The sequence below is a fragment of the Prosthecobacter sp. genome, assembly GCF_044232965.1.
Taxonomy (GTDB): Bacteria; Verrucomicrobiota; Verrucomicrobiia; order Verrucomicrobiales; family Verrucomicrobiaceae; genus Prosthecobacter.
Genome location: NZ_JBIIKX010000034.1, coordinates 26447 through 50827, shown reverse-complemented (window position 1 = coordinate 50827; position 24381 = coordinate 26447). Strand labels below are relative to the sequence as shown.

Annotated in this window: 24 protein-coding genes; 14 read left to right on the top strand and 10 right to left on the bottom strand. The window is 61.5% G+C overall.

The annotated features are described in order from the left end of the window. Positions 1-86 precede the first annotated feature (86 nt). Complete coding sequence (locus ACILSI_RS15120; protein ID WP_395722728.1) at positions 87-848, bottom strand: ComF family protein; 762 nt, start codon at positions 846-848, stop codon at positions 87-89. Positions 849-1007: 159 nt separating this feature from the next. Between ACILSI_RS15120 and ACILSI_RS15115 the strand changes: the two genes are divergently transcribed. Both ACILSI_RS15115 and ACILSI_RS15110 read left to right on the top strand, forming a co-directional pair. Next, on the top strand, positions 1008-1268 hold the full coding sequence (locus ACILSI_RS15115) for a hypothetical protein (RefSeq protein WP_395722727.1): 261 nt from the start codon (positions 1008-1010) through the stop codon (positions 1266-1268). Positions 1269-1487: 219 nt separating this feature from the next. After that, positions 1488-1901, top strand: a complete 414-nt coding sequence (locus ACILSI_RS15110; RefSeq protein WP_395722726.1) for a cupin domain-containing protein — start codon at positions 1488-1490, stop codon at positions 1899-1901. Between the two features lie 21 nt (positions 1902-1922). On the opposite strand, the gene ACILSI_RS15105 is transcribed toward ACILSI_RS15110, so the two are convergent. Then, complete coding sequence (locus tag ACILSI_RS15105; protein ID WP_395722725.1) at positions 1923-3122, bottom strand: hypothetical protein; 1200 nt, start codon at positions 3120-3122, stop codon at positions 1923-1925. Positions 3123-3256: 134 nt separating this feature from the next. Here ACILSI_RS15105 and scpB point away from each other — a divergent pair, with 134 nt between their 5' ends. Together scpB and ACILSI_RS15095 are read left to right on the top strand one after the other, a co-directional pair. After that, complete coding sequence (gene scpB / locus ACILSI_RS15100; protein ID WP_395722724.1) at positions 3257-3952, top strand: SMC-Scp complex subunit ScpB; 696 nt, start codon at positions 3257-3259, stop codon at positions 3950-3952. 21 nt (positions 3953-3973) lie between these two features. Then, positions 3974-5053, top strand: a complete 1080-nt coding sequence (locus tag ACILSI_RS15095; protein WP_395722723.1) for a bifunctional chorismate mutase/prephenate dehydratase — start codon at positions 3974-3976, stop codon at positions 5051-5053. Positions 5054-5060: 7 nt separating this feature from the next. Here the strand turns inward: ACILSI_RS15095 and ACILSI_RS15090 are convergent, their stop codons facing one another. The 6 genes from ACILSI_RS15090 to leuC form a co-directional block, all read right to left on the bottom strand. Continuing rightward, on the bottom strand, positions 5061-5423 hold the full coding sequence (locus tag ACILSI_RS15090) for a hypothetical protein (RefSeq protein ID WP_395722722.1): 363 nt from the start codon (positions 5421-5423) through the stop codon (positions 5061-5063). Positions 5424-5515: 92 nt separating this feature from the next. Next, positions 5516-6616: an SGNH/GDSL hydrolase family protein gene (locus ACILSI_RS15085; protein WP_395722721.1), complete on the bottom strand. Its 1101-nt coding sequence runs from the start codon at positions 6614-6616 to the stop codon at positions 5516-5518. Between the two features lie 9 nt (positions 6617-6625). Then, positions 6626-7711, bottom strand: coding sequence for an alpha/beta hydrolase (locus tag ACILSI_RS15080; protein ID WP_395722720.1), 1086 nt, complete (start codon positions 7709-7711; stop codon positions 6626-6628). Between the two features lie 64 nt (positions 7712-7775). Continuing rightward, on the bottom strand, positions 7776-7988 hold the full coding sequence (locus ACILSI_RS15075; protein WP_395722719.1) for a type II toxin-antitoxin system HicB family antitoxin: 213 nt from the start codon (positions 7986-7988) through the stop codon (positions 7776-7778). After that, the gene (locus tag ACILSI_RS15070) at positions 7978-8238 is read right to left on the bottom strand and encodes a type II toxin-antitoxin system HicA family toxin (RefSeq protein ID WP_395722718.1); all 261 of its coding nucleotides are present in this window, start codon (positions 8236-8238) and stop codon (positions 7978-7980) included. The genes ACILSI_RS15075 and ACILSI_RS15070 overlap by 11 nt, the downstream gene beginning before the upstream one ends. A 9-nt stretch (positions 8239-8247) precedes the next feature. Beyond that, positions 8248-9663: a 3-isopropylmalate dehydratase large subunit gene (gene leuC, locus ACILSI_RS15065; protein WP_395722717.1), complete on the bottom strand. Its 1416-nt coding sequence runs from the start codon at positions 9661-9663 to the stop codon at positions 8248-8250. A 106-nt stretch (positions 9664-9769) separates the two neighbouring features. On the opposite strand from leuC, the gene dctA reads away from it, so the two are divergent. Together dctA and dtd are read left to right on the top strand one after the other, a co-directional pair. Next, positions 9770-11014, top strand: coding sequence for a C4-dicarboxylate transporter DctA (gene dctA / locus ACILSI_RS15060; protein WP_395722716.1), 1245 nt, complete (start codon positions 9770-9772; stop codon positions 11012-11014). A gap of 21 nt (positions 11015-11035) precedes the next feature. Continuing rightward, complete coding sequence (gene dtd / locus ACILSI_RS15055) at positions 11036-11488, top strand: D-aminoacyl-tRNA deacylase (protein ID WP_395722715.1); 453 nt, start codon at positions 11036-11038, stop codon at positions 11486-11488. A gap of 6 nt (positions 11489-11494) precedes the next feature. Here the strand turns inward: dtd and ACILSI_RS15050 are convergent, their stop codons facing one another. Together ACILSI_RS15050 and ACILSI_RS15045 are read right to left on the bottom strand one after the other, a co-directional pair. Beyond that, positions 11495-12907, bottom strand: a complete 1413-nt coding sequence (locus tag ACILSI_RS15050; RefSeq protein ID WP_395722714.1) for a neutral/alkaline non-lysosomal ceramidase N-terminal domain-containing protein — start codon at positions 12905-12907, stop codon at positions 11495-11497. Beyond that, positions 12904-14859, bottom strand: a complete 1956-nt coding sequence (locus tag ACILSI_RS15045; protein WP_395722713.1) for a CehA/McbA family metallohydrolase — start codon at positions 14857-14859, stop codon at positions 12904-12906. The genes ACILSI_RS15050 and ACILSI_RS15045 overlap by 4 nt, the downstream gene beginning before the upstream one ends. An 87-nt stretch (positions 14860-14946) precedes the next feature. Between ACILSI_RS15045 and ACILSI_RS15040 the strand changes: the two genes are divergently transcribed. The 8 genes from ACILSI_RS15040 to ACILSI_RS15005 all read left to right on the top strand — a co-directional run bounded on the left by ACILSI_RS15040 (position 14947) and on the right by ACILSI_RS15005 (position 24379). After that, complete coding sequence (locus ACILSI_RS15040) at positions 14947-16008, top strand: sialidase family protein (protein ID WP_395722712.1); 1062 nt, start codon at positions 14947-14949, stop codon at positions 16006-16008. A gap of 5 nt (positions 16009-16013) precedes the next feature. Next, on the top strand, positions 16014-17453 hold the full coding sequence (locus ACILSI_RS15035; protein ID WP_395722711.1) for a Gfo/Idh/MocA family protein: 1440 nt from the start codon (positions 16014-16016) through the stop codon (positions 17451-17453). A 4-nt stretch (positions 17454-17457) separates the two neighbouring features. Further along, positions 17458-18654, top strand: coding sequence for a sialidase family protein (locus tag ACILSI_RS15030; RefSeq protein WP_395722710.1), 1197 nt, complete (start codon positions 17458-17460; stop codon positions 18652-18654). 18 nt (positions 18655-18672) lie between these two features. Continuing rightward, positions 18673-21666, top strand: coding sequence for a beta-galactosidase trimerization domain-containing protein (locus ACILSI_RS15025; RefSeq protein WP_395722709.1), 2994 nt, complete (start codon positions 18673-18675; stop codon positions 21664-21666). Positions 21667-21897: 231 nt separating this feature from the next. Beyond that, positions 21898-22482: a hypothetical protein gene (locus ACILSI_RS15020; protein WP_395722708.1), complete on the top strand. Its 585-nt coding sequence runs from the start codon at positions 21898-21900 to the stop codon at positions 22480-22482. A gap of 21 nt (positions 22483-22503) precedes the next feature. Continuing rightward, on the top strand, positions 22504-23058 hold the full coding sequence (locus ACILSI_RS15015) for a hypothetical protein (protein ID WP_395722707.1): 555 nt from the start codon (positions 22504-22506) through the stop codon (positions 23056-23058). Between the two features lie 2 nt (positions 23059-23060). Then, entirely contained in the window at positions 23061-24140 is a 1080-nt protein-coding gene (locus ACILSI_RS15010; RefSeq protein ID WP_395722706.1) for a hypothetical protein, read from the top strand. Continuing rightward, entirely contained in the window at positions 24137-24379 is a 243-nt protein-coding gene (locus ACILSI_RS15005; protein WP_395722705.1) for a hypothetical protein, read from the top strand. Before ACILSI_RS15010 ends, ACILSI_RS15005 begins: the two co-directional genes overlap by 4 nt. Positions 24380-24381: the final 2 nt, after the last annotated feature.

Genomic DNA, 24381 nt, shown 5'->3' with positions numbered 1-24381 from the left:
GCATGTCGCAGGAGGTGTCGCGGCGGATCGAATCCGCCCGGCATTCGCACTGTCAGGCCCGGCCAGAGCCGGACGCGGGGCCGATCCTAGCCGCGTGCTGCGGTGATGACCACCACTTTTTCTGCCCCACCCTCCCGCCGCAGCACCCGGGCGCACTCGCTCGTCGTCGCGCCCGTGGTGAAAACATCGTCCACCAGCAGGATGCGGCGGCCCTGGAGCGAGATTTGGGCCTGCCAGGGCCGTGGTTTCCGAAGTGCAAACGCCCCACGCAGGTTTCGCAGCCGCTCATCGCGGTCCAGGCTGGCCTGCGTGTCCGTCTCGCGGATGCGGGCCAGGGCGTTCGCCGCCGGGATGCCCGTCCACTGCGCCAGCCGCTGGCAGAGCTCCCAGCTTTGGTTGAACTCCCGGTCCAGCTCCCGGCTGCGATGCAGCGGCACCGGCACCAGCAGCCATTCGGCGAGATTTTCCCCTGCCAGACGCGGCTCCTCCAGCGTCCGCAGCATCAGCGCGGCCAAAGCGCCGCGCAGTTGCAGGCGGCGGTCATACTTGAACTGATGCACCAGCTCCCGCACCGCGCCCTCTGCTCGGCAGGCCGCCACGGCAAACTCGAACTCCAGCTTGCGCCCGCTGCAGTTCATGCAGCGGAACTCATGTGTGAACGCCCCGTCATACATCTCCCCACACACCCGGCAGTAAGGCGGTGCCACCAGCGGCAGTTCCTCCGCGCAAACTTGGCAAAACCACGCTCTCTCACCGTCGCGCGGGGCCCCCTGCCCCAGCGGCACATGGCACCCACAGCACAATCGCGGGTAGATCAGGTCCACGAACGCCTCCAGGGCCGGGGCCATCGCCCGGCGCATCACGGAAGGAACTGATGGACCCGGATAAGCCATATGGAAACATTACCTCACCGCTTGTTCGCCTTTGAATAACTCACGAGATGGAGCGTGGCGCACATGGCTCGAATTCAGATTGCGGATGACGGTTTGCGGAATGAGAGGGTGATCATGGGACAAGACGAAATCGAGCGCAACATGGGCGTGCAGCCTCTGGACGGGATCATGACCGAGCATGAGGTGACCAATCATGCCTTGGTGACCGCCAGCACCGAACCGATGACCCACAAGGCCGTGCAACGCGCCCGCAAAGGCCGCCGCCTGACCAAGCACATGAAACAGCGCATGGCCGACGCCCTGACCCTGCTCATGAAGCAGCAGGGCAAGGAGATTGAGCGCCCGTGGGTGGTGAAGGATTTGTTTAACTATTAAAGTGGTCCGCACAGTCCCCTGTGCGGCGCTCCGCGATCAGTTCAAAGTTCCGATCTTCCAGAAAACATCTTCCCATGCGGAGGTTTACCCGCAAAGTCTTCCAGAAGACTACCACGCCCGCACAGAGGACTGTGCGGACCACTTTGGTGGCAAATCGGATAGCCACAGGTGCATCCCCCGGCTTGCCGTCCCGATTTCATCACGCTAGCATCGCACACCATGTCTGACGCCATCTCCAACCGCCGTTTCGTCACCGCTGCTGAAAAAGTCGATTACCAGTCCCCGTGGACGCTCGAAGAGTGGCTGTGCCGCAACGACATCGTGAACAACGAGCACCTCATGATGGTGCGCGCCAACATGGAGCCGGGCCGCAGCCATCCCTTTCACTCGCACCCGACACGGGAGGAGATGATCTACATCATCTCCGGCAAGGCGGAGCAGTGGGTCGGCCAGCAGAAGAAAATCCTCGGCCCGGGCGACATGGCCTTCATCCCGATGGGCGAAATCCACGGCACCTGGAACGTGGGCGATGAAATGCTCGTCTTCCTGGCGATCCTTTCGCCCGCGAAGGCGGATGAGCCCGGCCTCGTGGATCACAGCGAGGAAGAGCCGTGGAAGTCGCTGAGAAAGTAGTCCTGTTGCGCCGCAACCGGGCTACTTCCCCCGCAGCTCCCTGCGCAGATCCGTCATCCCATCGCGCAGGGCAAACAACTCAGCGCGGAATTCGGCGAGCAAATCCTGCCGGTCCTGCCAAGCAGGCGATTCCGCCAGCTCATTGAGGGCGGAAAGAGCCTCGTTGGCCCAGTTCAGGCAGCGGCGCAGGATGGCGAGCGTGTAGCCTTTGTTGCTGGAACCGGCAAAGCCGCGCATGACGAGCGCCCCGGCCAGCTTGCCGCTGATGTTCATCGTGTTACGGATGAAGCGATCCAACGCCGTGTCCCCATCGCTGGCCTCGGCGTTTTCTCCCCGCTCTTCGTCGATCTCGGTCATCACGCGGATGACGAGATCATGCGCCCGCTTTTGCAGCGGATGTTGCGCCTTGGACTCCTCTTCTTCAAGCCACTGGTCGAAGACCTCCTCGTCAAACACTTGGGGATCGCTCGCGGCAGGTTCGCCTTTCCACGCCTCGCCATCGTCCGCAGCAACGCTTTCACCATCGCCGCCGCCGAGCATGTGATCCCAGCCCATCACGAAGGACACACGGTCATCATCCAGACCGTCCATGCCGTATTTTTCCAGCGCCTCCATGTGCGCGTCGCTCAGGCGGTCGGACTGCTTGAGGGATGCCTCCCAGGACTCCTCGCTGTCATCAAAGTCGTCCCCTTCCTCCTCTTCCGGCTCGGGGCGCTGAATGATGCCCGCCAGCCAGCCGCGCATGGTGTGCAGGTTGGTCATCTTCTGCGCCTCCTCGGTGGCCGCGTCCATCTCCCAAAGCCATTCGGCGACGCTGATCTCAAAGTCGGTGCTCTCGATGAACACGCGCCCGTTTTCCTCGGAGAACCACTCCAGGTACAGCGAGTTCCGCCACTCTGACGCGGCCTCTGTTTCGTCGTCCTCATCGAGCAGGCCCTCCAGAGCGTCACCCTCCGTGAACACCTTCACCTTCTGCGAGGCGGTGATGTCCCCGACGTGGCCTTTCTGCTTCGGGTGCAACGCGGCGGCAGCAGCCTGCGGTTCCGGCATGGGATTGGTGAAGGTGATCCGGCTGCCAGCGACATCGCGCCAGGCATCACCCCGCAGGTCGAGAAGGACCGGTTCATCCCGGCCGACGAGCCAGATTTTCCCCCGCACGTTTCCATGGGTGGTGTTGTCGATTTCGCCACGGATGACGGCGGTGTCCAGACGCAGGGCCATGCGCTCCATCAGAGCGTGGACGGTGCGGGGGTGTCAAGAACAGCGGCGGGGGAATGCGACGCCGCCGGGCCGGTGAAGTGCGTTCCCCGGCTTGACTCGCCCTTCTGGCTCGCTTGAGGTTGCCCGCCCGCGTCATGGAACTGATCTCGATTGTTGAAGCCCTTCTTTTTGCCACCCAGGAGCCCCTGGGCGTGCCGCAGATGTGCGCCGCCGTCAAAGACACCGCCAAGGACATCGTGGAGTCGGCGAGCGAGGACGTTCCGGTTCCTGAGTGGGTGGCACCGCTGGCGGCCACGACCGAGGAGCAAGTGCGCGCGATCCTGGACGAGTTGATCGCCCGCTACGAGGCCGAGAAGCACTCCTTCACCCTCGTCGAGCGTGCCAACGGCTGGCGCATCGCCGCCCGTGGCCAGTATGCCGAATGGTGCCGCGCGCTTTACCCTGGCAAGAAGGTGCAGCGCCTCAGCCAGCCCGCGCTCGAAACACTCGCCATCGTCGCTTATCGCCAGCCGATCACGAAAGCAGGCATTGAAGCCGTGCGCGGTGTTTCGGTGGATGCGATGGTGCAGCAGCTCATCGACCGCGGTTTGATGAAAATCGAAGGCCGCGCCGATCTTCCCGGCCGCCCGCTGCTCTACGGCACCACCGAGGCCTTCCTCGATCACTTCGGCGTGCGCAGCCTTGACGACATGCCGAACGCCTCCGAACTGCGCCGCGTGAAGCTGCCCACGGCGGAAGAAGGCCCGACCGCTGCCGACCAACCGCAGGAACATCAGCTTTCCCTGGCCCCGGTGGCTGCGGCTGAAGAACCGGCTGCCGAGGAATCCTAACCCCCTTCCCTCCTGCGGCCCATGTCCCTCGATGAAGTCCGCCAAAAGATCGACAGCATCGATCAACAGCTTCTTCGCCTGCTGAACGAGCGCGCCGAGCTGGTGCATGCCGTCGGCGAGATCAAGCGCAAGGACGACCTCGACATCTATGTGCCGGGCCGCGAGGACAAGCTGCTGCGCAAGCTGGCTGAGATCAATCGAGCTCAAAACGGCCGCCTCACCGAGCGCGCCATCCGCGCCATCTATCGTGAGATCATGAGCGCCGCTCTTGCCTTGGAAGACAGCCTCAAAATTGCCTACCTCGGCCCCACCGGTTCATGGACGCATCAGGCGGCGGTGAACAAGTTCGGCCACTGCGTCGAATACCTCGCCGAAGTCACCACCGAGGGCGTGTTTGGCCGTGTGGCCGCGCAAACCGCCGACTACGGCGTGCTGCCCATCGAGCACTCCACCGAAGGCGCGGTGCATCACACGCTCGATCATCTCGCGGACAGCACCTTGCAGATCTACGCCGAGATTTTGTGGAAGGCCGACGCCGCCGTCATGGCGCAGGGGCCGAACGGCACCATCACCGAGATCCATGGCCGTGCGCAGATGCTCGCTCACTGCCGTCCCTGGCTCATGCAGAGTTTTCCCGGCGCAAAAATCGTCGAGGCGGCCAGTTCCAGCGCCGCCGCCACGCTCGCCGCCCAGAATCCCGCCATCGCCGCCCTGGGCACGCCGTTGAGCGCCGAGTTGCATGGGCTGCGCGTCATCGCCACCTCGCCGCGTGAATACGCCACTCAAACGCGCTTCATCATCCTCGGACGCCGCTCCGGCCCGCCTTCTGGCAACGACAACACGATGCTCATGATCCATTCCAAGGATCGCGTCGGCGCGTTGATGGAGGTGCTGCAAATTTTCGCCATGCGGAACATCAACGTCCGCCAGATCGAGAACCGCCCCACGCCCTGCGGCACCCAAGCCCGCTTCTTCCTCGAAATCAGCGGCCACCACTCCGATCCCGCCATCCAGCAGGCCGTCACCGCCCTGGAACAGCACGCCGCGCAGGTCAAAACGCTCGGCAGCTATCCCGCGCCGGGCTGGGTGGAGGAGCGTTAAGGAACTCTCACACTTCAAACGTGTGCTTCAGTGGAAGCGGCGCACCGCAGATCACGCAAAGCGCGCGTTTGGTATTCGTCTTCGAGCCACAGCTCGGACAATCCACGATCTGCGTGCGGATTTTCCCGTCGGTGGTGCCATCGCGCAGGTCGATTTCGAGGATGCGTGATTGCAGCTCGTCCTCGGTGAGGCCGTGCTTCTCCCGCAGCAGCTCCCAAAGCCCCTGGCAGCACAGCGCCAGCCGCTCGATGCGGCGCTGCAAACGCGCGATCTCGGCGACGGTGGCGTCCGCCTTGTTCTCCGCCCTGTCGGCGGTTTGATTGGCAGAAGAAATCTGCCCCTGTTGATGAATGTCCCAGAGCAAGTCCATGGCCCGAGGCATAGCCGCTTCGGCCACATCAGGCGATTACCAAAACGGCCCCATTTTGAAGGCACCGATGCACGAATGCAGACAGGGCCGCATCAAAACCTTGCCTTCATCCACGAGTAAAAGCCCGCGCCGATCTGGGCGTAGCCGACGGGGTTGGGATGGACGCCGTTGTTGTTGGGGTAGCCATCGACGGGGTCGAGGTTGAGTTCGGTGGGGACGAGGTGGATGCCCTCTTGCTCGCGGTTGGAGAGGCGCTTGAGCATGAGCTGGACGAGGCGGTGCTGGATGCGCTTCCAGCCCCAGCGCGGGTATTTGTCCTTGTAGTTGGCAGTGAAACCTTCCTGGCGGGCGTTGGGCGGTGTGGTGAGGCCGACGGCGAGGATGGCCTTGGGCGCGGCTTTGTGGAAGGCGGCGAGGAGTTTGTCGGCGTTGTCGAGGACACTGTTGATGATGGCGTCGGGCTTGGTGGGATCAGCACCGAAGCAGTCGTTGATGCCGAGGAGGAAGGTGACGACATCGGGCGGCTGGTTGTCGCAATGCTCTGCAAAATAGCGGTTCAAATCGAAGACACCGGTTTTGCCATCGGCGGCAGGAAAGATGAAGGGGCTGGTGGCTTTGCGGGCGAGCGGTCCGGCAGTGACGCCGGGAGTTTCGGGGGTGAACTTGGTGAGGAAGGTGGCCCAGGCCCAGCCGCCGTAGCCTTCATGCGCGACGGTGGGCAAAGCACTGGCCGGTTTGTGCGTGCCAAGCATGGTCCACTTCGGATTGCCGGGACGTGAGAGCAGATTGGCGATCTCGTTGGAGTAAACGGTGGCGTGCGTGAGGCTGTCGCCAACGATGAGGAGGCGCAGGGTTTTGTCGGCACCCGCTTTGCGAGGGGAGATGTGCAGCGTTGTCTTGCCCTGCTCCAACACCTTGCCGCTGGCGTCTTTGACGGTGATGGCGAGCGGGTGATCGCCGACATCGCTATCCGTGGGCTTCACGGTCCAGCGGCGCGCTTCGTTGGCGCCGAGCTTGCACTCGAACTCGAAGCGATAGTCCTGCGGCTTCTCGGTGAGCACGATGTTGTCGTGGTAGATGCTCATCTGCACATCCGGCGTGGCATAGACGACAGGCGGGAGCGTGAGCTGGAGGTCACCAGCAGAAACGAAAGCCGTGAAGGCGAGGAAGACGAGGCTGAGAAGTCGATTCATGGTCTCCGATTACGGAGTGCCACGAACGAATCGTTCCAGGAAGCGCAGAATGGCCGCCATGGAAAGCTGGCCACCGGGCGTGGAGGGGAAGTAATCCGTGCCGTGTGTGCCCCAGGGAAGTTCGAGGAAGTGATGATCCTCACGTCCCGAACGCAATTCGGTGAAGCGGCGGCTGTGACCGATACCGACAAGAGAATCGAGCGTGCCGTGGATGAGCAGCGTGGGGAGGCTGTGCTGATCGAGAAACGTCGTGGCGGAAGCGCTGCGGTAAGCCTCAGGGACTTCATGCGGATCGCCGCCCATGTATTGGCGGACCAGCGTGAGTGACTTGAGCAGATCGTCCGGCACGGACCATTCGCGGGCGAGATGCATGTTGGGCGTGCCATACACCGAAATACAGCCACAAGCGCCGAGTTCAGGCAGGCCATAAGCGCAAGCGGCAGCGATTTGCGCACCAGCGGAACGTCCCATGAGGACGATTCGACTCGTGTCGATGCCGAGTTCGGCGGCGTATTCGCGAATCCACGCAAAAGCACGTCGCGTGTCGTCAGCTTGAGCTGGCCACGGATGTTTGGGCGCGAGACGATAGCCGTAGGAGCAGAGAATGTAGCCGTGAGAAGCGAGTTCGGTGTTCGCGCCGATGAATTCGCCGGGATCGCCGCTGTCCCAACCACCGGTGTGCGCGATGAGCAGACAAGGCAGCGTCTTGTCCGCTCCGACCGGGCGATAGATCACGATGTCGAGCGATTCCTCGCCTTGCTGCCAGTAGGTGCGGCGTTCGTTGTGGACTTCAAACTTGCGGGTGTGAATCGGCAGCCACAGACGCAGCCAAGAGAAGGGCAAACCTTGCGTCTTGGCGATGCGGGATGCCTGGAGGGCCGGAATGAGGAAGACGCAGGCGAGCAGCAGGAATGGCAACGCGAACCAACGTGAGGTCTGCGCCGCCGGATAAATCAAAACGAGCGCCAACAGCGCAAGCCAGTGGCCGAACTCCGTCGTGACGAGCTGCAACTGCCATTGCAGCTTCGTGGGCGACATCATCCAGGCGTTGAACGCCAGCAGCGAGAGGATGACTAGTGCCAGAAGGAGAGCCACGGTTTTCACGGAACGGATGTTATCCGCCTCATCTGTGGCTTTGGATTCATCGCATTCTCATCGCTCAGGCAAACATGAGGCGGCCTTTCGGCTCCGGCACCTCACGTCCGAGTGAACGGGCGGTTTCGATCCATTCGTCGATCACAACACGTGCGTTGGTCAGCGCCTCCTCGTAGGTGCTGCCATCGGCCATGCAGCCGGGCAGTTCGGGCACCTCAGCCACGAACGCCTCGTCGGCTTCGCTCCAATAGAGAATGATTTCGTATTTACTCTTCATCTTCGGGAACCAGGTGATGTCGGGTGAGGATGTCGCGAACTTGCTTCACCTGATACGGTTTGGCAAGGCTGCCGCGTGGCTGAAGATTGATGATCTCCGGGATGCCGTCGCGGTGAAAGATGTGATGGCTGCCTTTGATGCGCGATGCAAAGCCCAGGTGAGTGAGCACCCGGCAGAGATCATCAAAATCAATATTGGCATCCGCTGAGCCGGACAATAGACGACGCAGAGCTTTGCCAAAGGCAGACATGGGCTTTCGTTAACCCGCAATCGTAAACACCTCGCGGGCGTCGGCGATGCTGCCGGTGAGGGCGGCGGCGGCGACCATGATGGGGCTCATGAGGACGGTACGGCCCGTGGGGCTGCCTTGGCGGCCTTTGAAGTTGCGGTTCGAGGAGGAAGCGCAGAGCTGATCGCCGATGAGCTTGTCGGGATTCATCGCGAGGCACATGGAACAGCCTGCACCGCGCCATTCGAAGCCGGCTTCGCTGAAGACCTTGTCGAGACCTTCCTGACGGGCGAGGACATCGACGATTTGCGAGCCGGGAACGGCGATGGCTTTGACACCGGCGGCGACTTTGCGGCCCTTGATGTACTTCGCCACTTCGCGGAAGTCGCTGAGGCGGCCGTTGGTGCAGGAGCCGATGAAGGCCACGTCGATCTTGGTGCCCTTGATCGGCTGACCGGCGGGCAGCTTCATGTAATCGAGCGCGTCCTGGATGGAGATACGCGCAGGCTCGGTGGTGGCGCTTTCAGGCGTGGGCACGTTTTCGGTGACGGCGATGGCCTGGTCCGGGCTGGTGCCCCAAGTGACGGTGGGCGGCACGTCTTCGGCCTTGATGTTCACCACGTCGTCATAAACGCAGTCCGCGTCGGAGGCGACGCCGCGCCATTTTTCGACGGTGTCGAGCCATTGGTCTCCCTGCGGCGAATACGGGCGGCCTTTGAGGTATTCGAAGGTCTTTTCGTCGGGATTGACGTAACCGCAGCGTGCACCGCCTTCGATGCTCATGTTGCAGACAGTCATGCGCTCTTCCATCGACATGGCGTCGAAGAGGCTGCCGCCGTATTCGTAGGCGTAGCCGATGCCGCCGTTCGCGCCGAGCAGGCGGATGATGTGGAGGATCACATCCTTGGCATAAACACCAGGACGAAGCTGGCCGTCCACGTTGATGCGGCGGACCTTCATCTTGCCGAGTGCCATCGTCTGCGTGGCGAGGATGTCGCGCACCTGCGTGGTGCCGATGCCGAGGGCGATGGCCCCGAAAGCGCCATGCGTGGCGGTGTGCGAATCGCCGCAGGCGATGGTGGTGCCGGGCTGGGTGATGCCCTGCTCAGGACCGACGACGTGAACGATGCCCTGCTTGCCGCTGGCGAGGCTGAAATAGGTGATGCCGAACTCCTTGGCGTTCTTGTTGAGTTCCTGGATCATCGCCTCGGCGAGCGGATCGGAAAATGGCGAGACCTGGCTGTCAGTCGGCACGATGTGATCGACCGTGGCGAAGGTGCGGTGCGGGTAGGCCACTTTCAGGTTCAAATCACGCAGCATGCCGAATGCCTGCGGGCTGGTGACCTCATGGACGAGATGCGTGTCGATGAGGAGCTGCGTCTGGCCGTTGGCAAGGGTGCCGACGACGTGCGATTCCCAGACTTTTTCGAAGAGAGTTTTGCCCATGATGCGTGCGGATTGGTGGTTTGGAGGGCCGCGAGCCTAGCACGCCCGGCGGAGGGTGCAAGAAAGCCTCTTGGCTTTTGCCGCAGACCTGCCAGCATCCGCGCCCATGAAGTGGCTGAAAATTCTTTATGTGCAGGTGCTGATCGGGATCGTTTTGGGGGTGCTGCTGGGGCTGTTTTATCCCGAAACGGGCACGAAGATGCAGCCGCTGGCGGCGATCTTCATCAAGGCGATCAAGATGCTCATCGCGCCGATCATTTTCTGCACCGTGGTCGCGGGCATCGCCAGCATGGGCGACCTGAAGCGCGTGGGCCGCGTCGGCTGGAAGGCGCTGGTCTATTTTGAGGTGCTGACCACGCTGGCGCTCATCATCGGCCTGCTGGTGGCCAATATCGCCCAACCAGGCGCGGGCATGCCCGTCGAGGCTTCGGCCAAAGAAACCGCGAAGATCAGCGAATTCGCCGACAAGGCGCATGACACGAGCACCGTCACGTTTGTGATGAACATCGTGCCCAAGACCTTCGTGGGCGCGTTCACGGACGAATCGGTGCTGCCGACCCTGTTTCTTGCGATTCTCGTCGCCGTGGCGATGTGCCAGATGCAGGAGCGCGGCCAGATCGTGCTGGAGCTGCTGCACGCAGTCGGAGAGGTGTTTTTCAAGCTGGTGGCAATGATCACCAAAGTGGCGCCCATCGCGGCTTTCGGTGCCATGGCCTACACGGTCGGCTCGGAGGGACCGGGCACGTTGGTGAAGCTGGCGAAGGTGCTCGGCTGTGTCTATGTGACCTGCGGGCTGTTTGTGTTCGTGGTGCTGGGCCTGATCTGCCGTTTTTGCGGCTTCAGCCTGTGGAATGTGCTCGTGTTCATCAAAGACGAGCTGCTGTTGGTGCTCGGAACCTCCTCCTCCGAGACGGCGCTGCCGCAGCTCATGAAAAAACTCGAAAACGCCGGTTGTGACAAGTCCGTGGTCGGCGTGGTCATTCCCTCCGGCTACTCCTTCAATCTCGACGGCACCTGCATTTACCTCACGCTCGCCGCTTTGTTCGTCGCGCAGGCCACGAACACGCCGCTGACGCTCGGGCAGCAGCTCATGCTGCTCGGTGTGCTGCTGCTGACCTCCAAAGGCGCGGCGGGCGTCACGGGCGCGGGCTTCATCACGCTGGTGGCCACCTTGAGCACCATCGACACCGGCATCCCCGTCGCCGGACTGGCAATGCTCATCGGCATCGACCGCTTCATGTCCGAAGCGCGCGCTCTAACCAATCTCGTCGGCAATACCGTCGCCACGCTTGTCGTAGCGAAGTGGGAGAAGGGATTCGATGCGGAAAAAGGCGCGATGCTGCTGCGGTAACTCTTCAACCTCCCAGTTTTCATGCGCCTCGTGCTTCAACGCGTCTCTTCCGCCTCTGTCACTGTCGATGACGCCATCACCGGCCAGATCGGCGCCGGGCTGCTCATTCTCGCGGGCATTGAGCATGACGACACCGCCGATGACCTCGCCTGGCTGGTGTCCAAGGTGACGCAGATGCGTATCTTTGCCGATGCCGAGGGCAAGATGAACCTCTCGGTGAAGGACAGCGGCGGCGATCTGCTCGTGGTGAGCCAGTTCACGCTGCATGCGAGCACCAAAAAGGGCAATCGGCCCAGCTTCATCCGCGCCGCACGGCCCGAGACGGCCATCCCGCTCTACGAGCAGTTTCTCGCCCTGCTGGAAGCCGAGATGGGCAAACCCGTGGCCCGTGGCATCTTCGGCGCGGACATGAAGGTGGCCCTCGTCAACGACGGCCCGGTGACGATCTGCATCGACTCGCGGGCAAAGGAGTGACGCACATCATTCGGCCTTCTTCAGCTCCGCCAGCATCTCCAGCAGGTTGTTCGTCAGAATCACACTCGTGTCCTCCTGCACCGAGTTCGTGCCAAGCCAAGTCTCATAACCGCCGAGCTTGTGCTGCTCCAGCGTCGGCAGGTAGCCGTGGCGGCCATTGGCGAGGCCGATGACCATCGTCTGCGGAAACGGGCTGCGCTTTTTCAGATCGAGGCCGATCTCGACAAAAGTCTCAAACGGAATGCCGCACACCGCGAAGTCGCCCACGCGAATGGCCTGGATCTTTACCGTGAGCGTCTCCTCAGGCCGCTCTGCCGCGCTTACGACGCTGTGCGCGTAGTTTTGCGCGAGACGTGGCAGCTTCTCGATGGCGTCTTTGTCCTTCACGGCGAGCACCGCCTTCGCTTCTGCGAGATCTTGCGCCGAAGGACGACGATACTTCAGCGTGATCTCGCGCTGGATCATGCCGAGCCGCGCATCACCGCGATGCTTGTCGATCTTCCGATGCGCCAGCCACGCCGTGTCTGCCGCCTTCGCCGCCACGAGGCGAATCTGCTCAAACGGCTCGCGTGGTGGCCGCGTGCTGCCAAAGGGGATGTTGTTGATGTCGCCCGAAGTGCCGTTCGACATCATGGCGACGAAGTTCTCATCGCCACGCACGCGTGAGGGCATGAGGCGGGCGAACTCGCCGAAGTAATCGGCGGACATCTGCCCTCCCGGAGCACCGCCGACGTAATGCAGCGAGTAGTTGGCAAAGACCGCGATCTGTTTCCGCTTCGCATCCTGCACGGATAGAATCGTGATGTCAGGATCGGTCGGACCCGCCGGACGGTCGAGCACATCCGGGCTGGTGCCGGGATTCATCTTCACCGTGTCCATGCGGCCAAACGGATTCAGCGGCATCTTGCCCGGCTTCAGATACCAGCGGCGGTTGAAGACCTCGTCTGGCAGCGGATGTGCCGCCGCGCCAACTGCGGCCGGTTTGAGCGCCGCATGGGCTTGAATGATGGACCCGGCCACTCCTTCGACGAACTGCTTGTAATACTTCGCCGCAGCCTCGCTGCGTGTGTTCAGCGACGGGCCGCTGTGCGTGTGGGTCGATGAAATGAGCATCTTGTCCACCGACATGCCCGTCTTCGCGGCGACGAGCGCCTTGGCCTCGTTCAGCACATCGGGACCAGCTCCGAGATTGTCCACCACGACCATCGCCAGCGTCGTATGGCCATCGTCGAGCACCAGCGCCCGTGAATGAAACGGATCATGCGCCTTCTCGGCCATGTTGGCGCTGAATCCGCCCGGCATGTTCATCGGAAACTGCGTCGGCGTGATGTCCACCGCTGCGGCTCCGGCACGGAGCGGTGCTTGTTCCGCCGCGAGTGACAGAGAAGCGAAAGCGAGGCTGATGAGGAGGATTTTCATGGTTGGGCGGTTGAGTTGGGAAGCAGTGACTCCACTTGGATAACGACGGCTTCATCGTGCTTCTTCAAGGCCTCGCGCAGTCTGGCCTGATCGCCACCTAGCTTTTCCACCAGCGCCTGGGCAATGGCGAAAGCAGACTGGAATTTCCCGTCGTCATCGGCATCGATCCAGATGGGATTCGTGGAGCCAATGACGCGAGATGTTAAAGTCTTGCTGGTGGCTTGATAAGGACGCGGAATTTCCCAGAACGGCTCGGTGACACCCGGACCCGTGGCGATGGCGACCAGATGCACATCATGCGCGGGTTTAGGCAGTTCCCATGTGACGCGCGCCTTTTCACCGGCACGATGATCATCCTTCAACGCCTGTTCACGAATGAGCCTGCCATTGGCGAAAAGCTCAATGCGGTCCGCCTTCACCCAGGCGGGGCCGCTGATCACGGCCTCGACTTTGACCTGCTCTCCCAGGCCGGTGGCAAGGTCGCCCACGGTGAAGCGGTCATCGACTTTGAGCGTCGTCATCAGGCCGAGGCTGACGAGCAGGCGGCCTTCCTGGTAGCTGCGCCAGACCTCGTCGAGATCGAGCCGCGCGGGATCGGCGTCCTTCGCGGCCACATAGGTTCTCCCCTGACCCAGGATGAAGCGGTTCACATCATGCGTGTCGCTCGAACCCACCGCCGCGATGCGATGCCCCCGGTTCAGCAGCGCGAACCAATCCCGATACAGCAGATGAATGTCCGACTGCATCGCCGCCGAGGTGATGACCTCCATCGCGGTAATGTCCAGCGCTTCCGCGTGTCGATGCCGACCGGTCTTCGGATTGAACTGCACCCCGCCGAGCGGCACGAAGCCGCTGTGCAGATCACGCGGATGATTCAGCGTGATCACCCGCACCCCTGGCGTGGCGCGGATGGCGGGCAGCAGCTTGGACCAGTCCTGCTCGTTGTGATCCACGAGCTTCACTCCAGGCTGAATCGGAAAGGCATTGAAGTGGCCGTGCTTGGTCGTCACCTCGTTGCCGATGACCGGCGTGAAACGCTCCGCCACGCCCATGCTGGCGGCCACGGGCGCGTAATCGGTGTGATGGTTGTGATCCGTGGCCACCGCCAGTTCGATCCCCTCGCCCGCAATGGTCAGCATGCGCTCTTCAATCCTGGCATCGCCATGACCGCTGTGCGTCAGCGTGTGGATGTGGCTGTCCGCCGCAATCCAGCCGCCCGTGTCCACCTCGCGCCCAAGCTTCAGCGCCACCGGCTTCGTCTCACCCGCTCTCAACGAGACCGCCAGCTTTTCAACTCCCCACTCAAAACCACGTCCCGCATGCAGCAGATAATCTCCCGGCGGCACAGACAGCGTGGCGCGGCCATGCTTCGTGTAAACCACACCCACACGCGCGGCCACCTCGCCCACCGGCGCTGCAATCAGCGGTTGCAGCGTGCCATCTGGCCGCGTCAGCGTGATGCGCGAGGGCAGAGGCCCGTCATTCGCCGCATCCGTCACCGTCACCTCGATGCTGGCGCCGCCGATCACCGCCGACACGGGCAACGCGGTGAGAATCACTGGCCCGACTTCAATGTCATCGAGCTGCGCGGGCGCTTCGATCAGCAGCACGTTCTCACCCTCGCGCAACGCGCCGGCGGGAACCGCCAGCACACACTCCAGCGCCGTTTCCGAAGCCGTGAGCGTACCGAGTTTGCGGCCATTGAGCAGCACCGGCCAGCCCAGCTTCACATCACGCTGCCAGATTCGCAGCGTGTGCTCGCCTGTGTTGGCTTTCGCCTGAAAGCGCATCTCCAGCCTTTCCGCATCTACCGGACGCTCCTTGAAGAAATCCCACTCAAACTGACCGGGCCTGCCCAGATGAAGCCGCTTGGACTCCAAGATCATCTCCTGCGCCATGACAGCGGAGACTTGGAAGACAACGAAACATAACAGGAGGCGGGATAAGAACATGCGTGGCGTGATAACGGCCTTCCACGCCCAATGCTGTCTGGAGATAGTCCGCAAGCGACGAGCTGGCCTGCCGTATCCATGACCACCATGTATCGCCTCGTTCTTCTTGCCTTTGTTTCGTCCATCCTCAGCCTCCAGCCCTCATTGGCAGCGCTGCCGCCTGCCGTGACGGTCACGAACATCCGACGCGTTTTCCACAACGGCGAGCACAATGCCTTCACCGACCTCGTTCGCTTCAAGGGCCAGCTTTATCTATGCTTCCGCAGTTGTCCGGACGGCCACATGGTCTTCAACACAGCCTCGACAATCATCCTGCGCAGCGCCGATGAAGGCGCGACGTGGCAGCAGGTGCATCGCTTCAGCGTGAAGGACCGCGACACGCGTGATCCGCACTTCCTCGTCTTCAACGAGCAGCTCTTCGTCTATACCGGCACCTGGTGGAGCGGCCCCGGCAAGATCGAGCCGAAAGAGTATGACATGAACAAGATGCTCGGCTTCGCAGTGTCATCAGCCGATGGCACCACCTGGAGCGAGCCCGCCATGCTGGAGGGCACCTTCGGCCACTACATCTGGCGCGCGGCCACTCTTGGCGGCAAGGCCTACCTCTGCGGCCGGCGGAAGCCCGGTTTCGACATCACTGCAAAAGGCGAGGGCGAAAAAGTGCAGTCCCTCATGCTCGAAAGCGATGACGGCCTAGTCTGGAAGAAGCGTGCCTACTTCACCGAGACCGCAGGCGATGAAACCGCCTTCCTATTCGAAAACGACGGCAGCCTCCTCGCCATCGGTCGCCATGGTGGTGGCAAGGAAGCGTTTCTCATTCGCTCCAAGCCACCTTTTATCGAATGGGATCGCAAGTCGCTCGACCGTGCCGTCGGTGGCCCGCTTGTCGCGAAGTGGGGCAAGCATGTCCTCGTCGGTGGCCGCCACACCACGAAGGAAAAAGGTGCCAAAACCTCCCTCTGCTGGCTGGTTGGCGAACAACTCCACGAATTCGCCGAACTCCCCAGCGGCGGCGACAACTCCTACCCCGGCTTCATCGAGCTTTCGCCCACCAAGGGCCTCATCTCCTGGTATTCGAGCCACGAGAAGGACGAGGCAGGCAAAACGATCACGGCGATTTACATGGCCGAACTGAATCTCTCCCACTAACCACCATGCTCACATCCACACGCCGCCGCTTCTTTGAAGATTCCTTGATGGCCACTGCCGCCGTCGCTCTTCCCTCCCAGCTTTTCTCCGCTGATCCGGTTTCGACTAGCCCCAATGAAAAACTCACAGCGGCGATCATTGGCTGCGGAATTCGCGGGAAGGCGCATGCGCGGGAACTCGCGAGGCTCGCGGACTGCGATGTGGCGTATGTTTGTGATCCGGATCTCGATCGGGCGGATGAGGTGGGTGCGCTGCTCGTCGAGTTGAAGCGGCCGATGCCGAAGAAGGTGCAGGACTTGCGGAAGGTGCTCGAAGACAAGGCGGTGGATGTCGTTTTCATCGCCACGCCGAACCACTGGCATGCGCTGGCGGCGATCTGGGCGATGCAGGCGGGCAAGGACGTGTATGTCGAGAAACCCGTGAGCCAAAATGTCGAGGAAGGCCGCCGCATTGTGCAGGTGGCGCGGAAGCTTGGGCGCATCGCGCAGACGGGCACGCAGAATCGCTCGCGCGGTGCTTTGGCGGAGGCGGTGAAGTTCATGCGCGAGGGCAAACTGGGCGAGGTGAAGCTCGCGAAGAGCATCATCTACAGCGGACGCGGCAGCATCGGCGGCCCGGCGGAGTGCGTGATGCCGCCGAGATGCGATTACGACCTCTGGGCCGGCCCTGCGCCGATGACGAAGCTCACGCGTCCGAAGTTCCACTACGACTGGCATTGGTTCTGGGACACCGGCAACGGCGAGATCGGCAACAACAACGTCCACTCGCTCGACATCTGCCGCTGGGGCCTCGGTGTGACCGGTTTGGGCCGCAGCGTGCTCAGCTACGGCGGCCGACTCGGCTACACCGACGTCGCCGAGACACCGAACTCGCAGGTCGGCATCTTCGACTTTGGCGACAAGACCATCGTCTCCGAAACCCGCGGCCTCAAAACCGCGCCGTTTCATCCCACGATCAAATCCATGTGGTTCTTCTACGGCAGCGAAGGCATCATCGCCGACACGAGCCTCTTCGATCCGAAAGGCAATCTCGTCCGCGCCTTCGAAGGGGGCAAATCCGAGAACCACTTCGCCAACTTCCTCCGTGCCGTGCGCAGTCGCAAACACACCGACCTCACCGCCGACATCGAAGAAGGCCACCAAAGCACCGCCCTCTGTCACATCGCCAACATTTCGTATCGCCTCGGCCAAACAACCTCCGTGAACGCCATCTCGAAAGTTCTCGGCGACATCAAGGTCCACGAAGACGTGCAGGATACGCTCGAGCGCACGAAGCACTACCTCGCCGAGGCCGGCGTCGATCTCGACAAAACCCAACTCACGCTCGGCCAGCATCTCCGCGTCGATGGCGACAAAGAATCCTTCCTCGACAACGCCGCCGCGAATGCGCTGCTCACCCGCGAGTATCGTGCGCCGTTCGTCGTGCCGAAGATCAGTGAAATCTGACCTCATGAAGGCTATTCTCTGCGTTCTCCTAATTTTTGCGGTGCCTCATTTGCAGGCTGCCGAGCCCGTCGAGTTCACCGTGAAGCTAGAAACGGTGATGAAACACGATGACGGCCAGTTCCTCTGGTTCCATCCACGCGCCGCCGCCATGCCCGGCGGCGTGATGATGACGATCCAGAGGCATCTAAAAGTCTCCGACTACTACTCCGGCCTGCATTTCATGACGCGCCAGGGCGTGGACGGAGCCTGGACCGGTCCGCTGCTGACACCGGAGTTGGACTGGCAGAAACAGCCGGATGGCGTGACGCTCAGCGTGGCCGATGTGACGCCCGGCTGGCACGAAAAGACCGGCAAGCTCATCGCCATCGGCGCACGCGTCCGCTATAGCCCGCAGGGCAAACAACTCGAGGACGTGAAGCGCGCGCACCAGACGGTGTATGCGGTTTACGACCCCAAGACCTCGAAGTGGACGCCGTGGCGGATTCTGGAGTTGCCAGCGGAGGAGGAGTTCAATTTCGCCCGCAACGCCTGCGCACAATGGCTCGTCAAGCCCGACGGCACCTTGCTCGTGCCGCTCTACATCGGCAAAAGCGCGAAGGATCGCTTCAGCACCACCGTGGCCGAGTGCCGCTTCGACGGCGACAAGCTCACGTTTGTCAGAAACGGCAGCGAGCTGCGGCTGGATGTCGCCCGCGGGCTTTATGAGCCATCGCTGGCCGCGTTTGGCGGACGCTACTACCTCACGCTGCGCAATGATGTTCGTGGCTATGTCAGTGTGAGTGACGACGGACTGCAATTTGCCGAGCCAAAGCCCTGGACCTTCGACGACAGCGCGGAACTCGGCAGCTACAACACGCAGCAGCATTGGCTGATGCATAGCGACGGCTTGTTTCTCGTTTACACCCGTCGTGGAGCCAACAACGACCACATCGTCCGCCATCGTGCGCCGCTCTTCATGGCGCGGTTGGACACGGAGAAGCTGCACATCATTCGCAGCACCGAAAAGATCGTCGTGCCCGAGCGTGGCGCGGAGATGGGCAACTTTGGCGCGAACGCCATCAACGCGAGCGAGTCCTGGGTGACGGTCTCCGAAGGCATGTTCATGAAGGACTCCGCCAAACGCGGTGCCGAGGGCGCGACTTTTGTGGCCCGCATCCTGTGGTCCAAACCCAACCGCCTCCTGGATCCGATGGCCAAATGATTCAGAGCGACTGCTCTTATGCGTGCCATCAAGACCGCCATCCTCTGCCTGTCCGCCGCCAGCGTCATGGCTGGCGAGGTTTTCATTGAGGCGGAGAACTTCATATCAGCCGATGGTTGGACAAAGGTCGATGGACCTGCGGCAAAGCAGGCGTCAGGCCTCGCGGTTCTTGGCGGCGCGGGTGGAAAAGCCGACGGAGTGGCCACGGCGACCGTGAACATCAAGGACGCGGGACGCCACCACATCTGGGTGCGGCATTCGACCCATCCAGAGTATAGAGGGCCGTTTCACGTCACCGTGCTGAGCGGAGATCGCGTGCTCGGAGAGGCATTGTTTGACTCGGAAGTCGAAGGGCGTGGCACTCGTTACGAACAGACGTGGAAGTCATTTGAAGCCATCCTGCCCGAGGGAGAGATCACGCTTCGGCTTGGCAAGCATGAGAACCAGAACTGCTCCGCCGTCACCCGGATGGTGGACTGCCTGCTGCTGACGATGGATGACAAGCAGGTGCCGAATCATCTAAACTATGGGGCGCAGACCTTCGTGCGTGTGAAGCTCGGCGAGGGCTACGAAAAGCCCGCCTACATTCACATCTTTGCCGACCACTACCACGCGGACTGGTATGCCCACTGGTCGCTGGGCAAGGCGGGAGCGGTGGAGGCGATCCAGGTGAAGAAAACCGACATGCTCGCGGCCGGCGAGAGCACGCCATGGTGCAATCTCACCCCCACGATCTACCAAGACAGCGGCGCGATGCTGAACATCACCGCAAGGCACGGCTACACCGACTACGCGGAGCGTTTGCGCGCCACCATCGAGTTCGCCACCGCGCCGGAGGACCAGGCGGTTGTCCGTCGGTTTGAGATCGACAACAAACCCGGATCCATCGCCATCTACGCGCCGCCGAACCTGCTCACGCCGGAGAATGTGGCGCTGCTCAAAACCGATCGGGAGATCGCGGAAGCCACAGGAAGGCTGGCGGATGCCCACCCCTGGCCCACGCATGGCAAAAAACCTGCGAAGTTCCCCTTTTTCGTCAGCGCGATGGTGGACAACGATTTCACGCCGCGTGACGAACGCGTGCGGGCACGCGAGCAAAAGACGCTGGACTACTTTGGCTTCACCAGCAGTCACTTGCGGCACATCGGCGGAGCATGGCTGATGAAAAACCAGTCGTATTGCAGCCCCGACCTCGAAAAGATGCGCGCGAATCTTCAGCGTGATGCCGGGCTGTTTCGCCAGAAGGGCGGGAACGTCCGAGACATTGTTTTTTGCGAGTTGACAGATGAACCCACCGGCCAGCCGCTCGATTTCGCCGCCCAGGAGCCGTCGTATGCGGAAGCGTTTCGCATGTGGCTGAGGAAACTCGGCAAAACGCCGGCAGACCTGCTCGTGAAGGACTGGGATGAGGTGAGGATCGTCACCAGCGGACAGCGCAAGGAACACCCCGCCCTCTACCTTTACTCGCAACGCTTCCGCACACGCGCGCTGGGCGATTTCATGGCCGCGCAGCGGAAGCTGGCCGAGGAAGCCTACGGCAGCACGTTTCCCGTGCTGGCCAACTTCAGTGATGGCGCGGTCTATGGCGCGAACTTCTTCATCCAGGGCGTGGATTACTTCGAATTGCTCGACTCGCCCGATCAAAACGCGATCTGGGGTGAGGACTGGTCGAACGGCGCGTCATCTTACCAGTGCGCGTCATTCAACGTCGATCTCATGCGCGGCGCGGCGCGTGAGCGCGGGCAGGTGATCGCGCACCACCTGGTGGCACACGCGGGCCGCAAGAGCTGGGACATCAAACTCAAAGCCACGAGCGAAGCAGCGCGTGGCGTGAAAATCTTCAACAACTTCAGCTACGGCCCCACCTGGGCCACACACGAGGGCGGGCCGTATTGGCGCAGTCATGTCTGGCAGGGAAAACCGGACACATGGACCGCCAATGCGTCGATCACCCGCGAAATCGGCGCGATGGAGGACTTCCTCGTCCAAGCCATGCCTTCAGCCGCAAAAGTGGCGCTGCTTTACAGCTCATCGAGCGATGCGTGGACAGTGGACGAGACCTTTGCGCACGGCTTTGACCGCATGCACACCTGGATGGCGCTCACTCACGCGCAAATGCAGATGGATGTTGTCGCGGAGCGTCAGGTGGAGCGCGGCCTGCTTGATGGCTATCAAGTTTGCTATCTTTCCGGCCCCAACCTCACGCGAGCGGCGGCGGAAAAACTCAGAGATTGGGTGAAAGCGGGCGGCACGCTATGGCTGGCTGCCAACGCGGCCTCGCGTGATGAGTTCAACCGGCCCATGGATATGCTGGACGGCATCCTCCCTGCCACACGAGGCAAGGCACAGTCATTGCAGCCCTTTCAGGCGTCCGGTCGCTACCTGAACACACTCGCAGTGAAGGACACGGTGCATTGGAGTGGTGACAAGGCGTCGGTTCTCTGTGTGAAGCAAACGCTGATCCCTCGTGAAAAAGCCGAGGTGCTGGCGACTTTTGATGACGGCAGTGCCGCGATGGTCCGGGCTTCAAGCGGCCAAGGCAAGGTGTTCTGCAGCGGTTTCCTGCCTGCGCTGAGCTACATCAAAACCGCGCTGGATCAGCGCGCCGCCCTGCAAAAGAAAGTGGATGAAAAGGCGGCTCTCAGTGCTGAAGAAACGCACGCGGCAGCCTTGCTTGATCGCAGCTACAACCCCTGGCAATTCCCCGCGGGCCTGCGCGAGCTGATCCTCGCTCCAACTCGTGCGGCAAAGGTCACCAAGCCGATCACTTGCAGTCACGCTCTGGTCGATGCCGTTCACATGCCCCATGAGAAAGGCATCCTGATCCCGCTGGCCAACTACACTCTCGAACCGATTCCCCAGCTCATGCTGCGCGTGCATGTGCCCCAAGCCATCGCGAGCGCCGAATCGGCCGTGCGTGGAAAAATCGGGTTCAAAACGCTCTCGACAGGCGAGGTGGAAGTTTCTTTGCCGCTGGAAGAGAACGATTTTCTGGTGCTGCGGTTTGAGTGAGCGGCTGAACTCGTTTCAACTCCCGTCTCGTGTGTCGAGATGCAGGGTTGTTATCTGATGAGAGACCTCCTTCCTGTTTCCCAGGCGAGGCACCACTTCACCACCCGAAAAGGGTGATCAGGCATACCTCCCCCGAAGCGACCTAAATGTTTGAAACTATATTTACTGTGTTTTTCATATTTTAAATACATGATCCTCAACAGCCTACGGCAAGACCAAATTGAGAATCCTATGAAAACACAATGCTTCTTCGCCACTCTGTTCCTCACGGCCTTCGCGCCAGTCAAAACCCAGGCGGACATCCTGCTTAGCGCCCCTGGAGTGATCGCGGGCACACGCATCGCGACAAGGATTCCGTTCTCCATCGAATACCAACTTACCAGTTGCTACAAATTCATCTTTGCAGGCATCCAGGCCAAGGGAGACACACTGGGCGCCCCAGGCTCCTCCGGCACGAATGGCAACGGCGGGCAGTTTCACCTTCAGGCCACGGTGTCTGGCGGCAGCGGTTGCCACACCTCAGAACGGGTGGGGGTGATCGAGTTCCGCAACATCCAGGATTACAACACCTCCCCGCTCCAGACCGTTCTCATCTCCCCCAGCGTGACTTTCAAAGCCACCAACACCCCCATCAACATTCACTTGGAATGGAAAGGCAATGGCAATGCCCACAAGCCCAATGGCATCTTCAGTATCGTGGGTGAGTACCAAAAGGATCCGCCGACGCCGACAGGCTCTTTGAGTTTTGATGTGGGCCGTTGGATCCTCGCGGACAATCCAACTCCTGAAGGCACGGTGTCTATCGTTCGTGAATAAGCCCCGGCCCCCTAAACACACATGAAGCCAGGACGCATTTCCGCACCCGGCACCTGCTTCGACCTGCTGTTCGCAGGAGTCATCGTGACCACGGGCCTGGTGCATCCCCAGCAGGCGCATGATGTGACGGACGAGCAGACTTTGCGAAAGCAAGCCGCCGCAACGCCGAGCTTTAAGGCGCAACTGAGCAAAAAGGCCAAGCCGCTCAAGAACCAGGCCCCGGCCATCCAGAGTTCCCTTTGGAGAAATTCCATCATCATCTCCGACGGGGAAAAATTCACCCTCGTTCCGGTCGGCTCGATTCTGCATCTGCCTGCCCAACTGAGGCCGCGCATCGTTGCCAAGCCACAAGGTGACTTCACCTTTTGGCCCAGTTTTCTAAAGCGAAATCAGAGCTGGCTCGGAGCCAAGGAGGTCTCCTTGAGCCTTTCACGAGGCAATGTGCGGGAGGCCGACGCCTTGCAAAAGAGCCTGGTCGGAGATCCGCGCCTTCTCGTCGCCACCTACAAGGGCGGACCGATCACCGTCCTCGAACCAGCGCCCGCGAGCACGGGCCACACCTCCAAGTCGCCATGATCGTGAGGACCTGTTTCTTTGGCCTGATCACCACCGGGCTGCTCGCGCAGGTTCCCGAAACCTGGGTGCGGCAGACAGACCTCTCCACCGGCCAGGTTTATGATACCCCCATCACAGGAACAGGCGGCATCTACACCTCTCCCCTGCCGGTGAATGAAATCGGCTCTCTTTACGAGCTCTTTGCGCGTGGCACGGCGTGGGACACCAACATTTACCTCCTCGACACCAAGATCATCAGTTCCTACAACCCTTCGGCCACTATAAGGATCACCTCTGAGGATGAGTATGTGCGTGGCAATCCCGAGGGCACCACCTTTGTGAAACGCACACGCGCAGACCGGCCATTCTCGATCAACATCCAGGTGCAGGGTCTCGTCGAGGCAAGCTCCAGCACGGCAGAACGCTTTGTTTACCTGGCCGTTCAGGGTAAAAACTACGACACGGTCACTTACTCCTCGCTGAACCAGCCGCAGTATTTGATCGATGAGTCCAATCTGGAGAACGGCACCTACACCTTTGATTCCGCCTATCACCAGCTTTCCTCGCCCGCCATCAGTTCAGGAAACGGCGAGCAGTCTTTCACCATCGTCCGCTATGCGGCGGATGAGGTGCCGGACACCATCCTGGCGCAGCCCAAGATCGAAGTCTGGCCCGTGGCCACCGCCAGCATCGCCCAGATCACCGCCGGGCAGGCGTTCACCGATCGCATTCCGTCCGTGGTGATCTCGCTCCAGCACCTATACCCAGACTCGCGCACCTATGCGCAGATCTACAAAGGCGCCCAGGTGCTTGGCACCACGGGGACTATCATCAACGGCACCGAACTTCGCTATGGCAGGCACTACAACCCCGATCAGGTCGAAGCATCCACCAATGTCCCGCAGAGCCTTTCCATCTCGGTGGAGGACCTTTCCAACTACACATTGAAGGACGGGCTCTACACCCTGGAGGTGATCACCCACACGCCCTTCTTCGGGCGCACGGCAGAGCGGCTTTACCACATCACTTTTGAGGTGGACCGCGTCATCACCTCGCGTAGCCAGATCAATACCCATGAGGCCTCCGGCTCACCCGCTCCATGACCGAGCCTGTCGTCTTCCTCAACGACCGTCATCGTGAAGGGCAACACGATCATCTCGCAGACGATGTGGTGAACGCCGACGAAGCCTGGCTCACGACTACGCCATACTGCATGCCCCCCTGTACGAAGAGCAACCAGACGCCCATCCGGGGCGGAGCGCCGGGGCCTTGGTTCAAGAAGATGATCCGAGCATGGAGCGAAAGAGTGGAACTGGACATTGAAGGACAGGTGATGAACTGATC